Origin of the sequence: Roseibium album (assembly GCF_965233825.1) — a bacterium.
GTDB classification, from domain to species: Bacteria; Pseudomonadota; Alphaproteobacteria; order Rhizobiales; family Stappiaceae; genus Roseibium; species Roseibium album.
Genome location: NZ_OZ247583.1, coordinates 5,731,053 through 5,750,625 on the forward strand (window position 1 = coordinate 5,731,053; position 19,573 = coordinate 5,750,625).

Here is a 19,573-nt window from a genome sequence, read left to right on the forward strand (position 1 = left end):
AGTGTCATCAGCCGCCGTATCCAAGAAGCCTCGGAAGAAACAGAACGATTTCGGGAAACAGGATCATCAGGACCAGAGCGCCGATCAGAACTCCCAGGAACGCCCAGACTTCTGAAATGATCTCGCGCAGCGGAATTCCCGTCACCGCGTTGATCACGAACAGCAATATTCCATAGGGCGGCGTGATCAGGCCGATCATGGAATTGACCACGACAAGAACACCGAAATGCACAAGATCAATGCCGAGATCCCTGCATGTCGGGATGAACAGCGGCACGATCACCAGGATGATCGTTGTCGCGTCCAAAATACATCCCAGCAGCAGAACGAGTATGTTGACACCGATCAGGAACACCAGTGGATGCACATCAACTCCCTGCAGGAACTGAGACATCATTGCGGGGATGTTTTCGGAGATGACCACAAAATTCAGGATCAGGGCGCCACCGATGACAATACCGACGGCCGCCGACGAGCGCGCGCTTTCAACAAAGATCCTGTAAAGACCGTGCCAGGAAAGAGCCCTGTAAAACAGGCCGGCCAGCAGCAGCGCGTAAAATGCGGCAACGGCAGCCGCCTCTGTCGGCGTCGTGACACCGCCGTATATTCCGACGAGCAGGATCACGGGCATCAGCAGCGCGGGGAACGCATTGGCGGTGTATCTCGGCAACTCGCGCAACGGGACCGGCTCCTCGATGGCGAAGCCGCGCTTTTTCGCAAGGTAGTAGTTCATCGCCATCAGTACGCCACCCATGACCAGTCCGGGCAGAATACCTGCCAGGAACAGCGCGCCAATGGAGGCATTGGACACCAGCGCGTAGAGCACCATGGGGATCGACGGCGGAATGATCGGGCCAATCGTGGCGGACGCGGCGGTGATGGCGGCGGCGTAACCCTGCGAATAGCGGCCATCTTTCGTCATCATGCCGATGATGATCTTGCCGATACCTGCCGCGTCGGCAACGGCAGAACCGGACATTCCGGAAAAAATCAGGGATGCGACAACATTGACATGTCCGAGACCGCCCTTGAACCGGCCAACTGCGGCAACGCAAAAGTTCAGAAGCCGTTCGGAGATTGTTCCCGCATTCATGATGTTCGCTGCCGCGATGAACAACGGCACGGCCAGCAGCACGAAACTGTTGTAGAGCCCCTGGAGTATCTTTTCTCCCGCAAGCGCAATGTCCAGTCCCGCAGCGCCGAGATAGACCAGCGAGCCCAGAATGATGGAATAGCCGATTGGGGTTCCGATGGCCGCAAGACCGAACAGGGTCAGCAGACAGAGAGCGAGTTCCATGCTCATACCGCTTCATCTCCCTGCTGGATGGACGGAGCTTCATGCTCGTGACCGGGGATTTCATGTTCACCGCCAGGGGGGCCGTGTTGCTGGATGTCAATGAAGCGCCATGCGTATCGGACAATGACGGCAATCATGAAAACCGCGTAGATCGAGAACACCGTGCGCAAGGGTATCTTCTTGTCGGTGAACGGGTTTTCGACCGTCGCCGTCTTCCGGATTTTCATCCAGTCGATGTAGTCCCAGGTCGGCAGAAACGACCAGACCATGCCCGCGACGATCGCCGCTGCGGAAATCAGGGCAAGCACCTTCTGCACGCCCCGGGGGGCCACGAGATAGAAGATGTCGAAGGTCACATGGTCTTTTTCACGAACAAGAAACGCATTGCCGAAAAAGACGATCCAGACCCAGAGGATCAGGCAGAATTCCAGCGTCCAGCCAAACGGTGTGACCAGGACGTAACGGGAAAAGATCTGCAGAAGAAAAGTGAAGAACATCGCCGCCAGCATGGTGGCGGCGGCGCCCTCTGCGCCGCGGATGAACCATTTTGAAATGCTGTTCATGATAGTTCCCCCACGGCGCCGGTCTTTCGTTTATTTGCCCAGTGCGTTGATCTGCTCCAGCACGCCTTCCGGCCACGTGGCGGCAAACTCGCTTTCCAGGTACATGGACTGGACCTGGTTGCGGAACGCCTCCAGATCCGGCTCGTAGATTTCCATGCCCTGCTCTTCCAGGAAGGCGACGAGTTCCTGCTCCTTTTGAAGCTGGGTCTTGCGTCCTGCGTCTGCAGCTGCATCAGCAGCCGCTTGCACGGTCACCTGCTGTTCGGGGGTCAATGCGTTGAACACTTCCGCATTCATTGCGATGTAATTGAGATCAACCAGGTGCGACGTCAGGATGATCTGGTTGGTCACCTCGTAGAATTTCGCATCCACGACCGTCGGCAGCGGATTGTCCTGTCCGTCGACCGCGCCGGACGACAGGGCTGTGTAGACCTCGGCAAAAGCCATGGGTGTCGGCGAGGCTCCAAGGGCCTTGCCCAGGAACTGCCAGGCATCCGTTCCCGGCATCCGCAGGTTCACACCGGCAAGATCCGCTGGCGTCTTGACTTCCAGTTCGTCCTTGCTCTGGCGCAGGTTGACCTGCCTGCGGCCGAGATACATGACGGACAGGAGCTTCACACCGAGTTCCTCTTCAGCCTTTTTCTTGAAGGCATCCATGAGCGGGGCATTGAAGACGGCGACCTGATGATCGGCATCCTGATGCACATATCCGGCGGTAAAAATCGAAAACTCGGGAAAGAACTGCGCGAGTTCCTGGGCCGAGGCGATCGACATTTCCAGGTTCCCCCGGCTGATCGCGTCGAGCTCGGTTCCCTGTGCGAAGATCGTCCCGTTGTAACTCGGAGAATAGTCGGCGAATTCTGCGACCATGGGTCCGAAGACGTCGCGCATGGCGACAGAACGCTGGTCTGTTTCTGATCCGGATGTTGCAAGCCGCAGCTGGACCTTGTCGGCCGCCCAGGCGCCCGCAGTTGCACCGGCAAGAACACCGGCCGCAACGAAAGCCTTGAGTGCCGTACGGCGAGTGAAATTCACGATCATCTCTTCCTCCCTGAGATTATGTCTGCATTCCTCGATTGCGGAGGATGCCTGATTATTTGATTTATGCAAGATTTTTTTAAAAATATCTGATATTTTGTGGAATATCGTTGCCAAGCGTTCGCGCAATGGTGGCTTCGAAGGGCGGGATCTCGATACGCCGGCGCGTTTGTGCCGAAACCTGAATGGCCTCGATAACCTGCAGCGTCCTGACCCCCTCGGCTCCGGAAACAATCGGCGCGGCGCTGCCGGCTATGACGTCGCAGAAATGCCGGATCTGATTGACCAGGGGATCGGATGCGTCGCGCACAAGGGAGGTCGCGGAAATCGGTGTCCACCAGTCGCGCTGCCGGTCGTTGTGCGACCAAATTCGCAAGTCAGGCAGCGACAAGGACCCTTCAGACCCGCCAATCTTGTAACAGTGCTCGGCCGTGGGCGCGTATTTCGGATTTTCCCGCGCTGTGAATTCCCAGCTCCAGGGGCCGACGATACTGTCGGAAACCGTGAACGACCCGACGGCACCATTGCCGAATTCCAGCAATGCGCTGGCGACGTCTTCATTTTCGAAACCCCTGGCGGAAGCCGCGGAAATGGCCTGCACGGCGACGATCTCGCCGCACAGGTATCGAAGGAGGTCGATGTCATGAACCAGATTGACGGAAATCGGACCGGCACCGGATCTTTTCCGCCACGGCGCTTCGTCAAAATATTGATCGGGTTTGTAGAACCAGCAGGTACCGTGCACCGCCCTTATGTCACCGATCAGCCCGTCTTCGATCGCATCTTTGGCGCGTTGGATCAGGGGATTGTAACGTCTGTGATGTCCGACGAGCAGCGGTGTCCCCTTCTGCAAGGCCAGTGCAACCAGCGCATGGGCTTCCCTCGACGAGGTCCCGATCGGTTTTTCGACGAGCACCGGACAACCGCGTTCAACACAGGCACTCGCCTGGTCAACATGCAGCGGGGTCGGGGTAGCGAGTACAACACCCTCAACCTCGATCGAATCCAGAAGCGCATCAATGGTTTCAAAGCAGTCGACACCCCGCTCGCGGGCTGCCATCCGGCCGCTTTCCTGCGGATCGACCGCGGCGGCAAGCTCGACACCCTGGACCTGGGCTATTGCGTCCGCGTGACGCTTGCCAACCAGCCCCAGGCCGGAAATGGCAAGCCGGAGAGAAGAATTCACCGATATGCTCCCTTGAAAAATCGAAGATGTCCGCACCGCCCTGTTTCAGATGGCAGTTCGGGCTGGCCGCGATGTTAGGGAAAGCATCATTCAATTGCAATAATATCTGATATTTTTATTTTTGACTTATATTATTGCGATTTGTGCGGTTGTTTTCCTTGTGATAAATACAGGATAATTCCGATTTTACCGGTTAAAACGATGCAGAAAACACCAACCACCATTGGGTCCAGCACCTACCAGAAAATCAAGCGGGACATCATTTTCGGTGAACTCAGGCCGGGGGCGAAACTCAAGCTCGATTCTCTGAAACAGCGATACGCAACCAGCCCCTCGACCTTGCGGGAAACGCTCAGCCGGCTGGCGAGCGAAGGCTTTGTCGAGGCACCTGAACAGCGCGGATTTCGTGTGACACCCGTTTCCAGCGAAGACCTCATCGAAATCGGTAATCTTCGTGTTCTCCTGGAATGTCACGCCCTGACCCTCTCGATCGAAAACGGCGACACGGACTGGGAAGGCAATCTGGTCGCCGCGCATCACAAGCTGCACCTGATGGAGCAGAAGATGCTCAGCGGGGATGAGAGCGAAAAGGAAGCCTGGAAGCGGTATGACTGGGAATTCCATCTCGCCATGATCGAGGCGTGCAACAACCGGAACCTGCTGTCCCTGCATGCGATCATGTATGACAAGTATTTGCGCTACCAGATGCTTGTGCTCACATATCGCGGCGAAGAGGCTGTCGAGGAACACCGCGTCATGTTCGAGGCAGCGCTCGCCCGCGACACGAAGGCAGCCACGACAATGCTGGAGCGCCACATCAGCAGCGGTGTCGCCCACACGCTTGCAGCCATGACCTGACAGCATTCCACCTGTCATAAACTGTCAATTGGCACCTGTCCGGAACAGTCGTTGGTTACATCTGCGGATCACCATTCCGGCAAACCGGTCACAGGCTTTCCCTGATCGACGACGCCACGAACACCTGAGCCAAGCGTGACATCGGCACAAAACAACAACAGAACAATGCGTTCGACGTCGGGCAACCGACGGAAACACCCGAATGTTCCCGCCTTGCTCATGACGCACAAATTGCGCATAGCGTCAGCTAACTCAATCATTTCAAGAGGATAGTTTGGTGGGTGAGTGGGGGCTCGAACCCCAGACCCGCTGATTAAGAGTCAGCTGCTCTGCCAACTGAGCTACACACCCATCAAGACCGCGCCGCAACAAGTCGGCGTGCCGGAATGAGCGTCGTATATAATGCACTCCGGCGGCTTGCAACAGCCATTGTGACATTTTTCCGTCATTCCGGCCATGCGGAATTTGCATGTTCCGGCAGAAACACGGCGCCTCGGAAGAAACAGGGTTCTTTCAGTCGCTGAAGGAAATTTTCAAAAACATTGCGCATCTTTCGCGCAACAATCGAAATTTGGGGTTGACCGGTCAGGACCGCCTCACTAGTGTGCAGCGCGTCAAGACCGGGCGGATATGACCGGATTGACGGGGCGGTCTCGAAAAAGAATTGCCTTTTCAGTCATATCCGGCGAAGGTCTTTGACGACCTGCAGTATCGAAGGACCGGGACGACATGCCGATGTCGCTCATTCTAGTAGTGGTAGGAAAGCGCGCCTCCGCGGCGGGATAACCCCGTTCGGACAGGATGGCGCGCGACCAAGGCTCCCCAAGGGGCCTTTTTTTGTACCCGCCTCCTGACAGCACCTCCCTCCCCCGGGTCTTCGTTGCCGCAGGGCAGCAAGACGAAAACAGACACAGACGAGCCACGGCCCGCAAATCGGGCCGCGTAAAGCAAGGACAAGAAGAATGACACGGGAAATGACCGGCGCCGAAATGGTCATACAGGCGCTGAAAGACCAGGGAGTTGATACGATCTTCGGCTACCCGGGCGGTGCAGTGCTTCCCATCTATGATGAGATCATTCAGCAGGAAGGACTTGAGCATATCCTGGTGCGCCACGAACAGGGCGCCGGCCATGCGGCCGAAGGCTATGCCCGCTCCACCGGCAAGCCGGGCATTGCCCTCGTTACGTCCGGCCCGGGCGCGACCAACATGGTGACGGCGCTGACGGATGCAATGCTCGACTCCATTCCCCTTGTCTGCATCTCCGGCCAGGTGCCCACCCATCTCATCGGCAACGACGCCTTCCAGGAATGCGACACTGTCGGCATCACCCGGCCCTGCACCAAGCACAACTGGCTGGTGCGGGACGTTGACGACCTGCCGCGTGTCCTGCATGAGGCCTTCTATGTCGCGACCTCCGGGCGCCCGGGCCCTGTCGTTGTCGACATTCCGAAAGACGTCCAGTTCGCCACCGGCACCTATCAGGGCCCGACACCGAACCCTGCTGCGGCGCACAAGAGCTATCGTCCGCAGGTCAAGGGCGATGCGGCGTCCATCCGCAAGGCCGCCGAAATGATGGCAGCTGCGAAGAGACCGGTACTCTATACCGGTGGCGGCGTCATCAATTCCGGCCCGCAGGCCTGCCAGCTGTTGCGCGAACTGGTCCAGCTGACCGGTTTTCCGATCACTTCGACGCTGATGGGCCTCGGCGCCTATCCGGCTTCGGGCGAAAACTGGCTCGGCATGCTGGGCATGCACGGCACCTATGAAGCCAACATGGCCATGCATGACTGTGATCTGATGGTCTGTATCGGCGCGCGTTTCGATGACCGCATCACCGGTCGCACGGACGCGTTCTCACCGAACTCCCGCAAGATCCACATCGATATCGACCCGTCGTCGATCAACAAGACGATCAATGTCGACCTGCCGATCATCGGCGATGTCGGTCACGTCCTGGAAGACCTGGTGCGCATCTGGCGCTCCTCCTCGCTGAAATCAGGGGAAGCAGCGACGAAAAGCTGGCAAGCGCAGATCGACGCCTGGCGCGCGCGCAATTCGCTGGCTTACAAGCCGAACCAGGACATCATCATGCCGCAATACGCAATCCAGCGGCTCTATGAACTGACCAAGCATCGCAAGACCTACATTTCCACCGAAGTCGGTCAGCACCAGATGTGGGCTGCGCAGTTCTACGGCTTTGAGGAGCCGAACCGCTGGCTGACATCCGGTGGCCTTGGCACAATGGGCTACGGCCTGCCGGCAGCCATCGGTGCCCAGGCTGCTCACCGCGATGCGCTGTGCATCGACATTGCCGGAGACGCATCCATCCTGATGAACATCCAGGAAATGTCGACAGCCGTTCAGTTCGGCCTGCCGGTCAAGGTGTTCATCCTCAACAACCAGTATATGGGCATGGTCCGCCAGTGGCAGCAGCTGCTCCACGGCAACCGTCTCTCCCATTCCTACACCGACAGCCTGCCCGATTTCGTCAAACTGGCAGATGCATACGGCGGCGTCGGCCTGCGTGTCGACAAGCCCGGCGACCTCGATGGCGCGATCGAGGAAATGATCGCCGTCGACAAGCCGGTGCTGTTCGATTGCCGGGTGGCCAACCTTGCCAACTGTTTCCCGATGATCCCGTCGGGCAAGGCTCACAATGAAATGCTGTTGCCGGATGAGGCCAACGACGAAGCGGTTGCCAAGGCAATCAGCGCAGAAGGCAAATCCCTCGTCTGAGGGCCGGGCAAAAAGGACTATTTGAATATGAACGCTCAGAATGTGGATGCGCCTTCAGCCTATTTCCTGGCCGAAGTCAGCAACGAAATCGAAACCCATACCCTGTCGCTTCTTGTCGACAACGAACCGGGCGTCCTTGCCCGTGTGATCGGTCTGTTTTCCGGACGCGGCTACAATATCGACAGCCTGACCGTGTCGGAAACCGAACACGAGAAACATCTGTCCCGCATCACGATCGTGACCACGGGTACGCCGATGATCATCGAGCAGATCCGCCATCAGCTCGACCGCCTCGTCCCCGTCCACAGGGTAACGGACCTCACTGTCCGCGCACGCCGCGCCAACCAGGACAAGCCGCTGGAACGGGAACTCGCGCTCATCAAGGTGGCCGGTGATGGCGACAAGCGCCTGGAAGCTCTCCGCCTCGGCGATGCTTTCCGCGCGACCGTCATCGATGCGACCACAGATCATTTCGTCTTTGAGATCACCGGCCGCACCTCCAAGATCGAACAGTTCATCGCCATCATGAAACCGCTCGGGCTGGTGGAAGTTTCCAGAACCGGCGTTGCTGCGGTCCAGCGCGGTCCTGAGGGGCTTTAGACCCTGCAGACCTTTAACAATCAGGACCCGCCGCCTACATGCGGCGGGTTCTTTGTTTTGTCCGGAGTGTCCCATGCCTTTTGATCTTGACGTTTATCTTCGCCGGATCGGCCTTGAAACATGCACTCCGGATCTGGCCGGCTTGAGGCAACTGCAGACCGCGCAGATCGGTGCAATTCCGTTTGAAAATGTTCTGCCCTTTCTGGGACGCGTGCCGGATCTTGATCCTGAAAGCCTCTGGCGGAAGCTGGTTCTCAACCGGTGCGGTGGATATTGTTTCGAGCTGAACTCGCTCCTGGGTGAGGCCCTTGTTGCGCTGCGTTTCGACGCTCGGCAGGTCCTTGCCCGTGTGCGCATGGGCGAAGCAAAGGGCGGTGCGAGAACCCACCTGGCCTTCGTCGTGACGCTGGACGGAGACGAATGGCTGGTCGACACCGGATTTGGCGGACAGGCACCCGCCGAACCGGTGAAGATTGCCGAAACCGGGCAGCCTGTTCGTGATCAGGTCTACCGAGTCCGTTTTGAAGATGTATCCGGCGAGCATGTTCTGGAGCGGAGCACCGAAGACGGCTGGTTTCCGCTCTACGGTTTCGACCGGGTCGAAGTCCGTCGTGATGATATCGAGGCTTCCAACTTCCTTTGCGCGGCATCGCCAAAACAGTCGTTTTCTTCGAGCATGAAATTCTATCGGCTGAGAGAGGACGGCTTCCTGAGTTTTCTGGACGGCCGGGCACGTCACATCGGAAGCGGCAAAAAACGCGAATGGCAGATCAGTACTTATGAGGATCTGGCGGCCTTCATGAAGGAAGACCTTGGGCTCGGCTATGACGATGCGGACATCGAGGCAATCGCCAGTCGCCTCGCTTCCATGCAACTTTCAAACTCTTAAAGCTGAGCGCTTGTATGGGCGAATTCGCAATTTTGACGGAAAACCCACTGAACACGTCAATCGCCAAACCTGTCTATTTGTAAAACCCCTGGCGTAGATTGATCCCGTGTTCGACAAATGCTTTCAGGCAGCACAACATCTGCGTCCAGCCTTCGCAATTGCCATATGACGCCTCCAGTCCTCCGGCATTATCGCGCCAGCCTTCCTCGCTGATGGTCACAAGCGTCCGGTCACCGTCCAGTGGCTCGAACGTCATGGTAACCGTGGTGTCGTAGCCGACCGGCTCCGGGGCCTCGCCCGTGGAACTGACCTCACCGCTCTCCTGCGCAGCCCATCTCAGGACGATGAGACTGTCTTTTTCGACCCGGTCGATCTTGACCGGAAAGCTTCCAGGAAATTCTGCAAAGGCCCAGTTCACCGGCACACCGGGCTCAAGCCGCCCATCCGATCCGCCAGTCGTGAAATAGTTTGACAGGGTGTCCGGGTTGACGACGGCCTCGAACACCTCCGAGACCGGCCTGTCAATTCTGCCGGCGATCTTGAATGACAATGTCATTTCTTCCTCCAACTAACCGGAACCCGTTTCATTCAGATGGCGTGTTTCAGCGCAGCTTGCCAGACTGCCGAGGTGATGTTTCCAGCCGCCCAGATGTGCCGCTACCAACCGCGCCCGGTCACTTTCCGGTGCGCCGTTCCAGCCCCGATGTGTGAGAACGATCCGGCAGCCGTTTCCGTTTTCCAGCAACCGGACGGCAACGTCTGTCTCGAATGACCAGCCGTCGTCCTTCCAGCTCAATTGCAACAGCCGTGGAGGGTTGATTTTTGCCACCCTTCCACGCGTGTGATGCTGCCCCACCCTGTCACGCCAGGGTTCATGAAAACGGCCGCCCTCAAATGGCTCCAACACGACATCGTCCCCCCACCAGAGCACAGGCCTGATCAGCGTTTCCCAAACCCGGTCAGCCGGCACGGCGCAGCTTCGTTCCAGCGTTATCGCGTCGTCTCTCATGGCTTGGTTTCACCTTTGACCACTTGCTCGCAATCATTTAATGTTATAAAATTATAACATGTCAAGCGATGATGATTCGGACAAAATTTTCAAGGCGTTGGCAGACAGGCGTCGCCGGAAAATTCTGGATTTGCTGAAAAACGCACCGAAAACGACGGGAACGCTGTGCGAGGCGTTTCCGGAACTGGACCGCTGTACGGTCATGCAGCATATGCGTGTCCTTGAAGCGGCCGACCTGATCATCGTCCAGCGGAAGGGCCGCGAACGCTGGAACCACCTCAATGCGCTTCCTATCAAGGATATTCATGACCGCTGGATCGGTGAATTTGCCGAAAACGCGGTCACCATGTTGGCCAGTCTCAAATCCGACCTCGAGGCACGGGAAGACCGGTAAGGTTCCGGTCCAGGCCTGCTGCTTAGACGCAACTCTCGATATTGATCGTCAATGTCTTTCGCAACGGTGCATCGCCTGGCCCGGTCATCGGGGCAACGTGATGCCACGAGTTATAGGTCTTGACGAAAAGCACGCACTGGTTCGGCTCGAACGGAAATGTTTTCACCGTGTCCACGTCTTCAAAAGCCAGTGACTTGTTGAGGTGATTGAAGACCAGGGTTCTGTCCGTCGGCAGGCAGACGGATGTACCGCCACCCCAGGCCATGTCCCATTCATCGGGCCTCATCATGGAGACAACCAGCGTGATGAGCTTGTTGGGCGCGTCCGTGTGCGGCAATATCCGGCCGCCGTCCGCGGGCATCATGGAGAATTCGAACCTGGCACTCAGTTCCGTCTGACGGCGAATACGGCTCAGAAGACTGGCCTTGTGGCCGGTTTTTTCAGAAAGAACCCGAATTCTCCGCAAACCGAGATCAATCTTGTTTGCGGCAAGCATCTCAAGAACCTTTTCGACGAAATCGGCAGATTTCACATGATCGTAAAAGGCTTTCCACACCGGGCTGCCGGCGAGGAAATTCTCGTAATTTTGCCGGTTGTTGACTTCGGAAAGCGAAAACTTGTGCCCAAGTTCCGGTTTGTACTCGAACAGCTCGCGATCCGGATACGTTTCGACAAGCCGCCCGTAGGTGTCCTCGTCGAGCACATCCGTGATGTAGCAGATCGGATAGGGTTCGTAGTCGAAAGCGGCGCTTCCGTAGTTCAGCATGGTCACGGGATACCTGTGTTGCGGCGGACAAAGCGCAGCTTGTGTACTTTGGCACCGAAAATCATTCAACCTGTATTTGAAACGCAAATTCGGACGATGACCTCACCCCTGGATTGGCGGCCTAGACGCGACACGGATCAGCGCGTATACGACACCGACGTTCCGCGCTGTTTCCGGCGCGGAAGACTCATTTCATTCAAGGAAAAGGCTCCAAGCCCATGATCCACGGTCTGTCCCGGCCGAAAAATCAAATCCGATGGCTCCTGCTTGAGGGTATCTCCCCGACCGCGCAAAATATCCTTGAAAGGGCGGGCTACTCGAACGTGGAGGTCCTGCCCGGCGCTCTTGAAAAGGACGCCCTGATTGAAAAACTGCAGGACGTTCAGATCCTCGGCATCCGGTCGCGCACACAGGTTACCGAAGAAGTGCTGGATGCGGCCAAGAGCCTTGTCGCTGTCGGCTGTTTTTCGGTCGGAACCAACCAGGTGGATCTGAACGGCACCTTGAACCGCGGCATCCCGGTCTTCAACGCACCATTTTCCAACACCCGTTCGGTTGCCGAACTGACGATTGCCGAAATCGTCATGCTGATGCGCGGGGTATTCACCAAATCCTCCGCGGCCCATGAAGGCCGCTGGCTGAAAAGCGCTGCCGGGTCCCACGAGATCCGTGGCAAGACGCTCGGGATCGTCGGCTACGGCAATATCGGCACGCAGCTTTCGAATCTGGCCGAAGCCATGGGCATGCGCGTGATCTATTTCGACATGGTCGATAAGCTGCAGCACGGCAATGTACTGCCGACGGACAGCCTGGACATGCTGCTGTCAGAGTCTGACGTTGTCTCCTTGCATGTGCCCGACACAACCGCGACCAGAAACATGTTCCGGGCCGAGCAGATAGCCAGGATGAAAAAAGGCGCGTTCCTCATCAACAATGCCCGCGGCAAAGTGATTGATATAGAGGCCCTCGCCGATGCGCTCAGGTCAGGCCACCTCGCAGGGGCTGCCATTGACGTATTTCCGGTCGAACCGAAGTCCAACAAGGATGAATTCACTTCTCCCCTGCGCGGCCTCGACAACGTCATTCTGACGCCGCATGTCGGCGGATCGACCGAGGAGGCACAGGCCCGGATCGGTGAGGAAGTCTCCAAACGACTGGTGGAATATTCCGACGTCGGCTCAACGATCGGCGCCATTGAATTTCCTCAGGTACAGCTACCGAAGGGAACGGATGCAACCCGCTTCATCCAGGTTCATCACAACGCTCCGGGCGCCATGCGGACGCTCAACGACCTCTTCACCCGTCATGATCTCAACATCCATGCCCAGTTCATGCAGTCGCATCAGGACATCGGCTATGTGGTTCTGGATGTGGACAGCCCCGTCGAGGAACCGGTTGGTATCCTCGAAGAAATCCGGGCCCTGCCGAACACCATCCGGGCAAGACTGCTCAACCGGGTCTGAAGAAAGATGTTTCCGTTCCGGGTGGCCCGGTGGAACCGGGCCTTCTTGGCAAAAGTTTCAAATAATTCATTTGTATCAACCGGACGCCTCCCCACCTAGGTGACCGGGGGACGACCTCCATTGTCATTCACTTGAACGGGACGACCCGTGATGGAGAACCGAAATGGCGTGGATCTTCCTGTTCCTGGCCGGAATTCTTGAAATAGCCTGGGCTTTCGCGATGAAGGAATCGCAAGGTTTCACGCGACTGGTGCCGACGCTCATCATGCTGGGAGCGATGGTGGCTTCATTTGGCCTCCTGTCGCTTTCCATGCGAACGCTTCCGCTGGGAACCAGCTACATGATCTGGACCGGAATAGGTGCCGTCGGCGCTTTCGTGGTCGGGGTCTGGTTCCTGGGTGAAGCGGTGAGTGTTCAGCGCATCATTGCCGCCCTTCTCATTGTGGCCGGAATTTTCACGATGAAACTCGCCTGAGAAACCAGGCATGGTCCCGGCGGGCTCGGTATCAAAGGCTGAAAAACCGTTTCTTGTTCAGACGTTCAGGCCAGAGGCACAGGCGCGAAATTCGCGGACGGCCGGAGCAGCACCGTCGAGTGGAACGACAACTGTCCGCTCGCCAAGAAGTGCCGTGGCGGTGTGGTTGAATTCGAGCCCGTTCAGAACATTGCCGAAGCCGCGATCCGTGACGGTCAGGGTTGCCCCGCCGCCCGAGAGTGCGTGCCGGTCGGTCGAGATTGTGTTGCCGCGCGGCCCGTCAAAACGCATCGCAAAGATCGAGCCCTGCTGCCAGGGCCGCTTCGGCGTGATCGCGATGGCGTATTCGGGGAGCGCGGGGTCGTAGGTAACACGCACCGAAGCGTCCTCACCATCGTGGACCAACTCGCAAATCCGGCCCTGTCTGACCTCCCAGGCCAGCGCAGGCGCCGTGCTCAACAATAGTATGGCAAAGGCGCGCAACATGTCGACCAGTCTATCAGATTCCAAAACTTTGCGCTCTGGATTTTGATCTGCCGCGCTGCGATGGCAATTGGCGGCAAGGTTACCTTGGACCGATAGTGTACTTCCGAGAAGGAGCCAGCGTCGATGGCGAGTTCATCAATCGACGGTTTGAGCCCAACAATCGGCTTTCTGCGAATTCATGAAATTTGGGTTTCAGAGACGTTGTTGGCCTTTTTCTGGCGAAGATCCATCAGTCTTCAAACTTCGTGCTCGCAAGGCAACCGTGGGTCTGCTGTGAAAGACAGCGCAGAAAGCCACTTGGGGTGTTTGTTCCCACACCACAGGAACCCAGTGTCGGGTGAAAAGCCGCACCACCAGTTATTGCGTAAATCTCACGGTCTTCGCCAGATACTCGTTGTCGCAAACTAATTGCGCCGAAACAAGCAGGGCCAGATCAAAATCAGAAGCGACGGCTCCACCGCGACGCGACGCCGAAGCCGACCAGCGCAGTCAATAGAAGGAACATTCCGGCAGGCAGTGGCACAGCCCCAACCTGCGCGATCTCAACGCGGAAATTATCAAATCCCGCAGTGTTGGTCGAAGGCGTGCCGAAGGTGCCGTTACTGGTCAAAAAGCCGAATGACATGACGCCACCAGTCCCCGAGAAATCAAGCGTACCACCGCTGATCGCGGTGAATTGCGCGGAACTCAGAGGCCCGGTTGTCAATCCAACCCAACCCGATCCATTGAGAACCTGACCCAGCCCAAAAGCGAATAAATTCCCGCCCTGGCGAACGACAGCCCCGGCTCCCATCGCACCTGCAGGACCGCTGAATGCTTTCAGATCCAGGCTGAAAGTCAGAGATCCTATCGCCCCCATTCCAGACGGATCGTACGTTGCGGCTTCGTAGATATGTGCGGCCTGGACACTCGAAGCTGCCAACGTGTTGACTTGACTCACAATCGTGCGAAAGGCGCCAGGATTGCCTCCGTTCAAAACCTGTGCACCTGAGAAGACGAAGCTGTTATTAGGTGTTGTGTCTCCAATTTCGGTGGCAGACCAATTGATGTCGACAAATTCGGTATCGCTGATCACCGTCGCGCCAAAAGCAGCGACAGGCGCGAATACGGCAAGAAAAAGTGCTGCCGCGAATGATTTAATCATCTTGCTGTCCTTTTCTGAGCGAATACTAATTGATTTTGTCAATTTCGATCGATCGACATTCTCCAAACAAATTGAATAGAGATAAATACTACCGGAAATAAACAATTTAATCAAATTTTAACATATTTTGTTAGGAAGTATCGGCCAAACACCGGCTCATCGATGCCCCGGTGGCGAATGGCAGAAAATCCGGAGACCGGCGTCTGACCAGTTCGCAACAAGCACAAGCTTGCCGCCTGATGAAGTCTTCAGCCAATCGCTAACTGAAACGGGACCACTTGTCCGTTCTTGAGGCAACCGGAAAGCATCCAGCCGACGCCAAATCCAGTTTTCAGTCCCGGGCCAACTGCCCGATTTCTCTCACCCGATTGGGTCGATCACCAGAAGCAGCCGCGGTCCTGCTCCGATGTCAGGGGCAGGCGACCGGTGAAGCAAGCCGGTGCGCTCGGCCCCTGGCCAGGCACCGCCGCGGAACAACGCGACTGCGCCGCGCGCCACCTGCCCTATCCGCTCTGGATCAGCTTCCCATCCTTCAGGAACATACTGCGTTCCGGTGCCGCGATATGTGCACAGCAGACGAGCCGGAACGTTGTCGACATGGAACTTCGGACACATGACCTCGTCTGAAACATCGAGCCTGATCCCGACCTGCCGCGTTTTCAGTGTCTTTGCGACTAACAGAGCCAGCGCGCCGATGTCACCGGTCAGCATGTCTCTTTCGCGGCCTGAAGGAATGCCCACCTGCTCGCAGGCGGCGATGGCAGCTGCCTCTGCCAGATGAAACGGGACGACTGTGCGCAATTCAGGCAGGTTTTGTGGTGGCATACCGTCGATCCAGCGTTGAAAACCAACGTCGCAGGACCGGTTCCAGATCACCGCTGCAACCCCCGGCAACTCGATATCGGCGAAGATGTCCGGCTCCCGCCCCATCAAAACGTCGCGGGCATCGGAAGCAGTCGCGATGTGCGCTTCTGCAATACTCATGCTGCCTGCTCCGCGCGACGAAACCCGGGAAAAGGATCCGGCAGATCCGCAAAACCCGACAGATCATTTCCTTCTGCTTCCGGAATCAGGCAGCCGTCCAATCTGCGCTTCAGGGTGGGCCAGTCAATATCGGCCCCGATGAAGACGATCTCCTGGCGCCGGTCTCCGAAGGGGTCGACCCAGTGGGATTTGGCATAGGCACGGGCCTGTTCGTCATCCGGCCAGCGGTTCATGGGGACCGATGCCCACCAGGTGCCGATCGGCGCGATTCCGGAAAGCGCTCCGGCCAGGGAAAACTCGATGACCCACTCGGGACGGCTGCCGATCCAGAAATGACCCTTGGCGCGGATCACTCCGGGCAGGTTACCGTTGAGAACATCATGGATTTTCTGTGGCGTGAAGGGACGGCGTGCTCGGTAGACATAGGATGTGACACCGTATTCCTCCGTTTCCGGGACGTGATCGGCAAACCCGTAGAGTTCCTTTGCCCACATGGGATGCTCGTGAGCCCTTTCAAAGTTGAAAAGCCCTGTGTTGAGGATCTCCGACGGCTCTATGGCGCTGTAGTCGGTCTGCAGGATCTTCGCATCCGCATTGAGGCTCCGGATGATCTTGCGCGCGGCATCAACCTGGCCGGGCGAGGCTGCGCCGACCTTGTTCAGAACGATCACATCTGCAAATTCAATCTGGTCGGTCAGAAGGTGCACGAGCGTACGCACATCTTCTTCTCCCAATGTTTCGCCGCGGTCTTTCAGAAAGTCATGACTTGAGAAATCATTCAGCAGGTTGACCGCGTCGACGACGGTCACCATCGTGTCCAGCCGTGACACATCCGAAAGACTCAGTCCGTTCTCTTCGCGAAACTCGAAGGTTGCTGCCACCGGCAGGGGTTCGGAAATACCTGTCGATTCAATCAGCAGGTAGTCGAACCTCCCTTCTTCGGACAAGCGTCTGACTTCAGTCAGAAGGTCGTCCCGCAAAGTGCAGCAGATGCAGCCGTTTGACATTTCAACGAGAGTTTCATCAGTCTTGCTGAGCTCCGCGCCCCCGGCTCGTACAAGATCTGCATCGATGTTGACTTCCGACATGTCATTGACGATGACGGCGACCTTGAGGCCCTCACGATTGTTGAGGACGCGATTGAGCAAGGTTGTCTTTCCTGCTCCGAGAAATCCGGAGAGAACAGTCACTGGCAAACGGGTATCGGGCATGCTGGCTCCTGAAGTGTAAAACGTAATGTTATTACATAACGTATCTGATCCACCACATGGTGACAAGATGTCCGGTCCGGCTTTGCCGACTATTCACAAGTGCCGATTGTCCTGGCCACTGTGAAGGCGGCGCTCAACTGCAAACGCAGTCATAAGCCGGACTGCGACGAAATGAAGACTCGTTCACACCGGAAAAATACGTAGGCTGTCTCAGCATAGTGCTTTTGCAATGACAATCGGAACAGATGCCCCACCGCGAGGGATGTGTAAGCGAGGCGAAACCGCCACCGACACTCGGCGAAAACCTGATCGTTTTCGACGCGGATTGCATCATCTGTTCCCGCTTTGCACGCTTCATGGCAACGCATGACAGGAAGGCCGGATTTCGTTTTGTCAGCGCCCGGTCCGATACCGGGCGATTACTCTATGAACAGCATGGCCTCGACCCTGACCTTCTGGAAACAAACATCGTCATTCTCGACGGGCGGTCCTATACCAAGATGGCCTCGTTTGCCGCTGCAATGAAAAGCGCCGGAGGCCCCTGGGCCCTCTTGTCCGTGGTGGATTTCCTGCCGAAGACCATTTCCAACTGGCTGTACGACCGGATCGCCCAGAACAGGTTTGCTTTCGGGAAACGGTCCTGCCGCCTTCCCTCCCGGGAATTGAAGGACAGACTCATTGACTGACCAAAGCTCTCCAAAGCGGGTTGTCATTCTTGGTGGATATGGCGTTTTCGGCGGCAAGCTCGCCCTGGCACTGCTGCGTGATCAGCAGTTCGACGTCGTTGTCGCAGGAAGAAACCGGACAAAAGCGCAGGCCTTTTGCGAGGTTCATGGCGGTTTGCCCGTGTATCTGGACCGACACGATCCAGCCTTCGGCACGTCCCTTGCTAAGCTCAAGCCCTTCGTGGTTGTCGATGCTTCAGGTCCGTTTCAGAACTATGCCGAAGACACCTATTCAATCGTCATGGCCGCGCTTGCCGCAGGAAGCCACTACCTTGACCTTTCCGACGATGCCAACTTCACGTCGGGCATCTCAGAACTTGAACAGGAAGCCAGATCGGTTGGAAAAACGGCCCTGTCCGGCGTTTCCAGCGTCCCGGCGCTCTCTTCGGTCGCAGTGGAAGCCATGCGCAGCGATTTCTTGCGCCTCGATTTCATTGAAAGCGCCATCCTGCCAGGCAATCGCGCGCCGCGCGGCCTGGCGGTCATGCGGGCCATCCTTGGACAGACGGGTCGCCCCATTGCCATATGCCGCGATGGCGCCCTGACATCAGTTCCCGGCTGGTCGGGTCTCGAACGACGTCGGATTGGACCGCGAAACGGCGGATTGCCCCCTCGCTGGACGAGTTTCATTGGAGCCCCCGATCTTCAGCTTTTTCCCGGGCGCTATGGTGCTCGAACGGTGCTCTTTCGAGCCGGACTGGAACTCTCCGTCATGCACCTTGGCCTTTGGGCACTGTCCTGGCTTACCCGCCTAAGGCTGATCACGTCGCTGGAGCCACTTGCCAGGTCGCTTCGAAAGGTGGCCGATTGGCTGGCGCCGTTCGGCTCCGACCGGGGTGGCATGGAGGTTCGTGTTGCGGGCCTCGACAAGGACGGCCTCCCCAAGGCTGCAAACTGGACGCTGATCGCGGAGGCCGGTGATGGACCAAGCATTCCGGCCGTTGCGGCTACTATCGTGTGCAATCGGCTTGCCGCAGGCTCCATTGCGACGGGCGCAAGGTCCTGCCTCGCCGAATTCAGCCTTGAAGAGATTGACGAAGCAACATCGCATCTGAGCGTGAAAACGTTTGGGGAAACGGATATTGCCCCCTGCTTGTTTCAACAGGCGATGGGAGACGATTTTGCCGCTTTGCCCGGCCCGGTCAGGAACCTTCACACTGTCTTTGACAGGCATGTCTGGTCGGGAACGGCGCGGGTTTCGCGTGGTCAATCGATGCTTGGAAACCTGCTCTGCCGCCTGATTGGTTTTCCGCCTGAAGCTGGCAGCGTTCCCGTTGCGGTGACGATTGAAAGACACGCGGACAAGGAATTCTGGAGTAGAAATTTCGGAGGCAAGACATTCCGGTCGGTTTTGTCGCTTCGCGATGATCAGGGAAAGGGCCACGTTTGCGAGCGCTTCGGTCCCTTGAAATTTGATATCGACCTGACCCGCGATGGAACGAGGCTGTGTTTTCCCGTCGCGCGCGGGAGGTTCCTCGGCTGCCCTTTGCCAAAGTGGATCCTGCCGGAGAGCGAGGCGTTCGAGTTCGAGGAAAACGGGCGGTTTAATTTTGACGTCAGGATCTCGCTGCCTGGCATCGGAATGCTCGTCCGGTATCAGGGCTGGCTGGAAATCGGTACCCCCTGAAAGAACAATCGCTCAAGTATCGAGCCGACACGTAACTGCATTCCATTCCTCTTTCGGGAAGATCAAACTGCAAAAACATTGTCTCTAGTGACAATTTCGCGTTTGACTTCAATAGCTTTT

The 19,573-nt window shown here is 57.3% G+C and carries 21 protein-coding genes and 1 tRNA gene; 9 read left to right on the top strand and 13 right to left on the bottom strand.

Features of this window, described 5'->3' with window-relative positions; all coding sequences use genetic code 11:
* Positions 1-7 precede the first annotated feature (7 nt).
* From ACO6TI_RS26335 to ACO6TI_RS26350, 4 genes are all read right to left on the bottom strand, one after another.
* Positions 8-1,303, bottom strand: a complete 1,296-nt coding sequence (locus ACO6TI_RS26335; protein WP_422383684.1) for a TRAP transporter large permease — start codon at positions 1,301-1,303, stop codon at positions 8-10.
* A complete protein-coding gene (locus ACO6TI_RS26340; RefSeq protein WP_422383685.1) occupies positions 1,300-1,860 on the bottom strand; it encodes a TRAP transporter small permease in 561 nt (186 codons plus the stop codon). The genes ACO6TI_RS26335 and ACO6TI_RS26340 overlap by 4 nt, the downstream gene beginning before the upstream one ends.
* Before the next feature lie 30 nt (positions 1,861-1,890).
* A complete protein-coding gene (dctP, locus tag ACO6TI_RS26345) occupies positions 1,891-2,901 on the bottom strand; it encodes a TRAP transporter substrate-binding protein DctP (RefSeq protein WP_422383686.1) in 1,011 nt (336 codons plus the stop codon).
* 76 nt (positions 2,902-2,977) lie between these two features.
* The gene (locus tag ACO6TI_RS26350) at positions 2,978-4,084 is read right to left on the bottom strand and encodes a Gfo/Idh/MocA family protein (RefSeq protein ID WP_422383687.1); all 1,107 of its coding nucleotides are present in this window, start codon (positions 4,082-4,084) and stop codon (positions 2,978-2,980) included.
* 201 nt (positions 4,085-4,285) lie between these two features.
* Here ACO6TI_RS26350 and ACO6TI_RS26355 point away from each other — a divergent pair, with 201 nt between their 5' ends.
* Positions 4,286-4,942 (top strand): GntR family transcriptional regulator, encoded by a 657-nt coding sequence (locus ACO6TI_RS26355; RefSeq protein WP_029060841.1) that lies wholly within the window; start codon positions 4,286-4,288, stop codon positions 4,940-4,942.
* 68 nt (positions 4,943-5,010) lie between these two features.
* On the opposite strand, the gene ACO6TI_RS26360 is transcribed toward ACO6TI_RS26355, so the two are convergent.
* Positions 5,011-5,163 (bottom strand): hypothetical protein, encoded by a 153-nt coding sequence (locus tag ACO6TI_RS26360; RefSeq protein WP_422383688.1) that lies wholly within the window; start codon positions 5,161-5,163, stop codon positions 5,011-5,013.
* A gap of 54 nt (positions 5,164-5,217) precedes the next feature.
* Positions 5,218-5,293, bottom strand: a tRNA-Lys gene (locus tag ACO6TI_RS26365).
* A gap of 611 nt (positions 5,294-5,904) precedes the next feature.
* Between ACO6TI_RS26365 and ACO6TI_RS26370 the strand changes: the two genes are divergently transcribed.
* The 3 genes from ACO6TI_RS26370 (at position 5,905) to ACO6TI_RS26380 (ending at position 9,169) form a co-directional block, all read left to right on the top strand.
* Positions 5,905-7,680 (top strand): acetolactate synthase 3 large subunit, encoded by a 1,776-nt coding sequence (locus ACO6TI_RS26370; protein WP_196917284.1) that lies wholly within the window; start codon positions 5,905-5,907, stop codon positions 7,678-7,680.
* A 27-nt stretch (positions 7,681-7,707) separates the two neighbouring features.
* Positions 7,708-8,280, top strand: coding sequence for an acetolactate synthase small subunit (ilvN, locus tag ACO6TI_RS26375; RefSeq protein WP_055117159.1), 573 nt, complete (start codon positions 7,708-7,710; stop codon positions 8,278-8,280).
* 73 nt (positions 8,281-8,353) lie between these two features.
* Positions 8,354-9,169: an arylamine N-acetyltransferase family protein gene (locus ACO6TI_RS26380; protein ID WP_281932119.1), complete on the top strand. Its 816-nt coding sequence runs from the start codon at positions 8,354-8,356 to the stop codon at positions 9,167-9,169.
* Positions 9,170-9,242: 73 nt separating this feature from the next.
* Here the strand turns inward: ACO6TI_RS26380 and ACO6TI_RS26385 are convergent, their stop codons facing one another.
* Both ACO6TI_RS26385 and ACO6TI_RS26390 read right to left on the bottom strand, forming a co-directional pair.
* Complete coding sequence (locus ACO6TI_RS26385) at positions 9,243-9,725, bottom strand: SRPBCC family protein (RefSeq protein WP_422383689.1); 483 nt, start codon at positions 9,723-9,725, stop codon at positions 9,243-9,245.
* Positions 9,726-9,737: 12 nt separating this feature from the next.
* On the bottom strand, positions 9,738-10,178 hold the full coding sequence (locus tag ACO6TI_RS26390) for an SRPBCC domain-containing protein (RefSeq protein WP_350184783.1): 441 nt from the start codon (positions 10,176-10,178) through the stop codon (positions 9,738-9,740).
* Between the two features lie 58 nt (positions 10,179-10,236).
* Between ACO6TI_RS26390 and ACO6TI_RS26395 the strand changes: the two genes are divergently transcribed.
* Positions 10,237-10,572 carry an ArsR/SmtB family transcription factor gene (locus ACO6TI_RS26395; protein ID WP_104703685.1) on the top strand — a complete coding sequence of 112 codons (336 nt, stop codon included), beginning with the start codon at positions 10,237-10,239 and terminating at the stop codon, positions 10,570-10,572.
* Between the two features lie 22 nt (positions 10,573-10,594).
* Here the strand turns inward: ACO6TI_RS26395 and ACO6TI_RS26400 are convergent, their stop codons facing one another.
* Entirely contained in the window at positions 10,595-11,338 is a 744-nt protein-coding gene (locus ACO6TI_RS26400) for a hypothetical protein (protein ID WP_422383690.1), read from the bottom strand.
* A gap of 218 nt (positions 11,339-11,556) precedes the next feature.
* On the opposite strand from ACO6TI_RS26400, the gene serA reads away from it, so the two are divergent.
* A complete protein-coding gene (gene serA, locus ACO6TI_RS26405) occupies positions 11,557-12,801 on the top strand; it encodes a phosphoglycerate dehydrogenase (protein WP_055117171.1) in 1,245 nt (414 codons plus the stop codon).
* A gap of 163 nt (positions 12,802-12,964) precedes the next feature.
* Entirely contained in the window at positions 12,965-13,276 is a 312-nt protein-coding gene (locus ACO6TI_RS26410; protein WP_055117173.1) for a DMT family transporter, read from the top strand.
* Positions 13,277-13,333: 57 nt separating this feature from the next.
* On the opposite strand, the gene ACO6TI_RS26415 is transcribed toward ACO6TI_RS26410, so the two are convergent.
* The 4 genes from ACO6TI_RS26415 to ACO6TI_RS26430 all read right to left on the bottom strand — a co-directional run bounded on the left by ACO6TI_RS26415 (position 13,334) and on the right by ACO6TI_RS26430 (position 17,101).
* Positions 13,334-13,786 (bottom strand): hypothetical protein, encoded by a 453-nt coding sequence (locus tag ACO6TI_RS26415; protein WP_422383691.1) that lies wholly within the window; start codon positions 13,784-13,786, stop codon positions 13,334-13,336.
* A 415-nt stretch (positions 13,787-14,201) separates the two neighbouring features.
* Entirely contained in the window at positions 14,202-15,020 is an 819-nt protein-coding gene (locus tag ACO6TI_RS26420) for a VPLPA-CTERM sorting domain-containing protein (protein WP_422383692.1), read from the bottom strand.
* A 246-nt stretch (positions 15,021-15,266) separates the two neighbouring features.
* A complete protein-coding gene (locus tag ACO6TI_RS26425; RefSeq protein ID WP_108873694.1) occupies positions 15,267-15,890 on the bottom strand; it encodes a DUF1826 domain-containing protein in 624 nt (207 codons plus the stop codon).
* A complete protein-coding gene (locus ACO6TI_RS26430) occupies positions 15,887-17,101 on the bottom strand; it encodes a GTP-binding protein (RefSeq protein WP_422383693.1) in 1,215 nt (404 codons plus the stop codon). The genes ACO6TI_RS26425 and ACO6TI_RS26430 overlap by 4 nt, the downstream gene beginning before the upstream one ends.
* A gap of 245 nt (positions 17,102-17,346) precedes the next feature.
* On the opposite strand from ACO6TI_RS26430, the gene ACO6TI_RS26435 reads away from it, so the two are divergent.
* Together ACO6TI_RS26435 and ACO6TI_RS26440 are read left to right on the top strand one after the other, a co-directional pair.
* Positions 17,347-17,787: a thiol-disulfide oxidoreductase DCC family protein gene (locus tag ACO6TI_RS26435; RefSeq protein ID WP_422383694.1), complete on the top strand. Its 441-nt coding sequence runs from the start codon at positions 17,347-17,349 to the stop codon at positions 17,785-17,787.
* Positions 17,780-19,453: a DUF4166 domain-containing protein gene (locus ACO6TI_RS26440; RefSeq protein ID WP_422383695.1), complete on the top strand. Its 1,674-nt coding sequence runs from the start codon at positions 17,780-17,782 to the stop codon at positions 19,451-19,453. The genes ACO6TI_RS26435 and ACO6TI_RS26440 overlap by 8 nt, the downstream gene beginning before the upstream one ends.
* Positions 19,454-19,573: the final 120 nt, after the last annotated feature.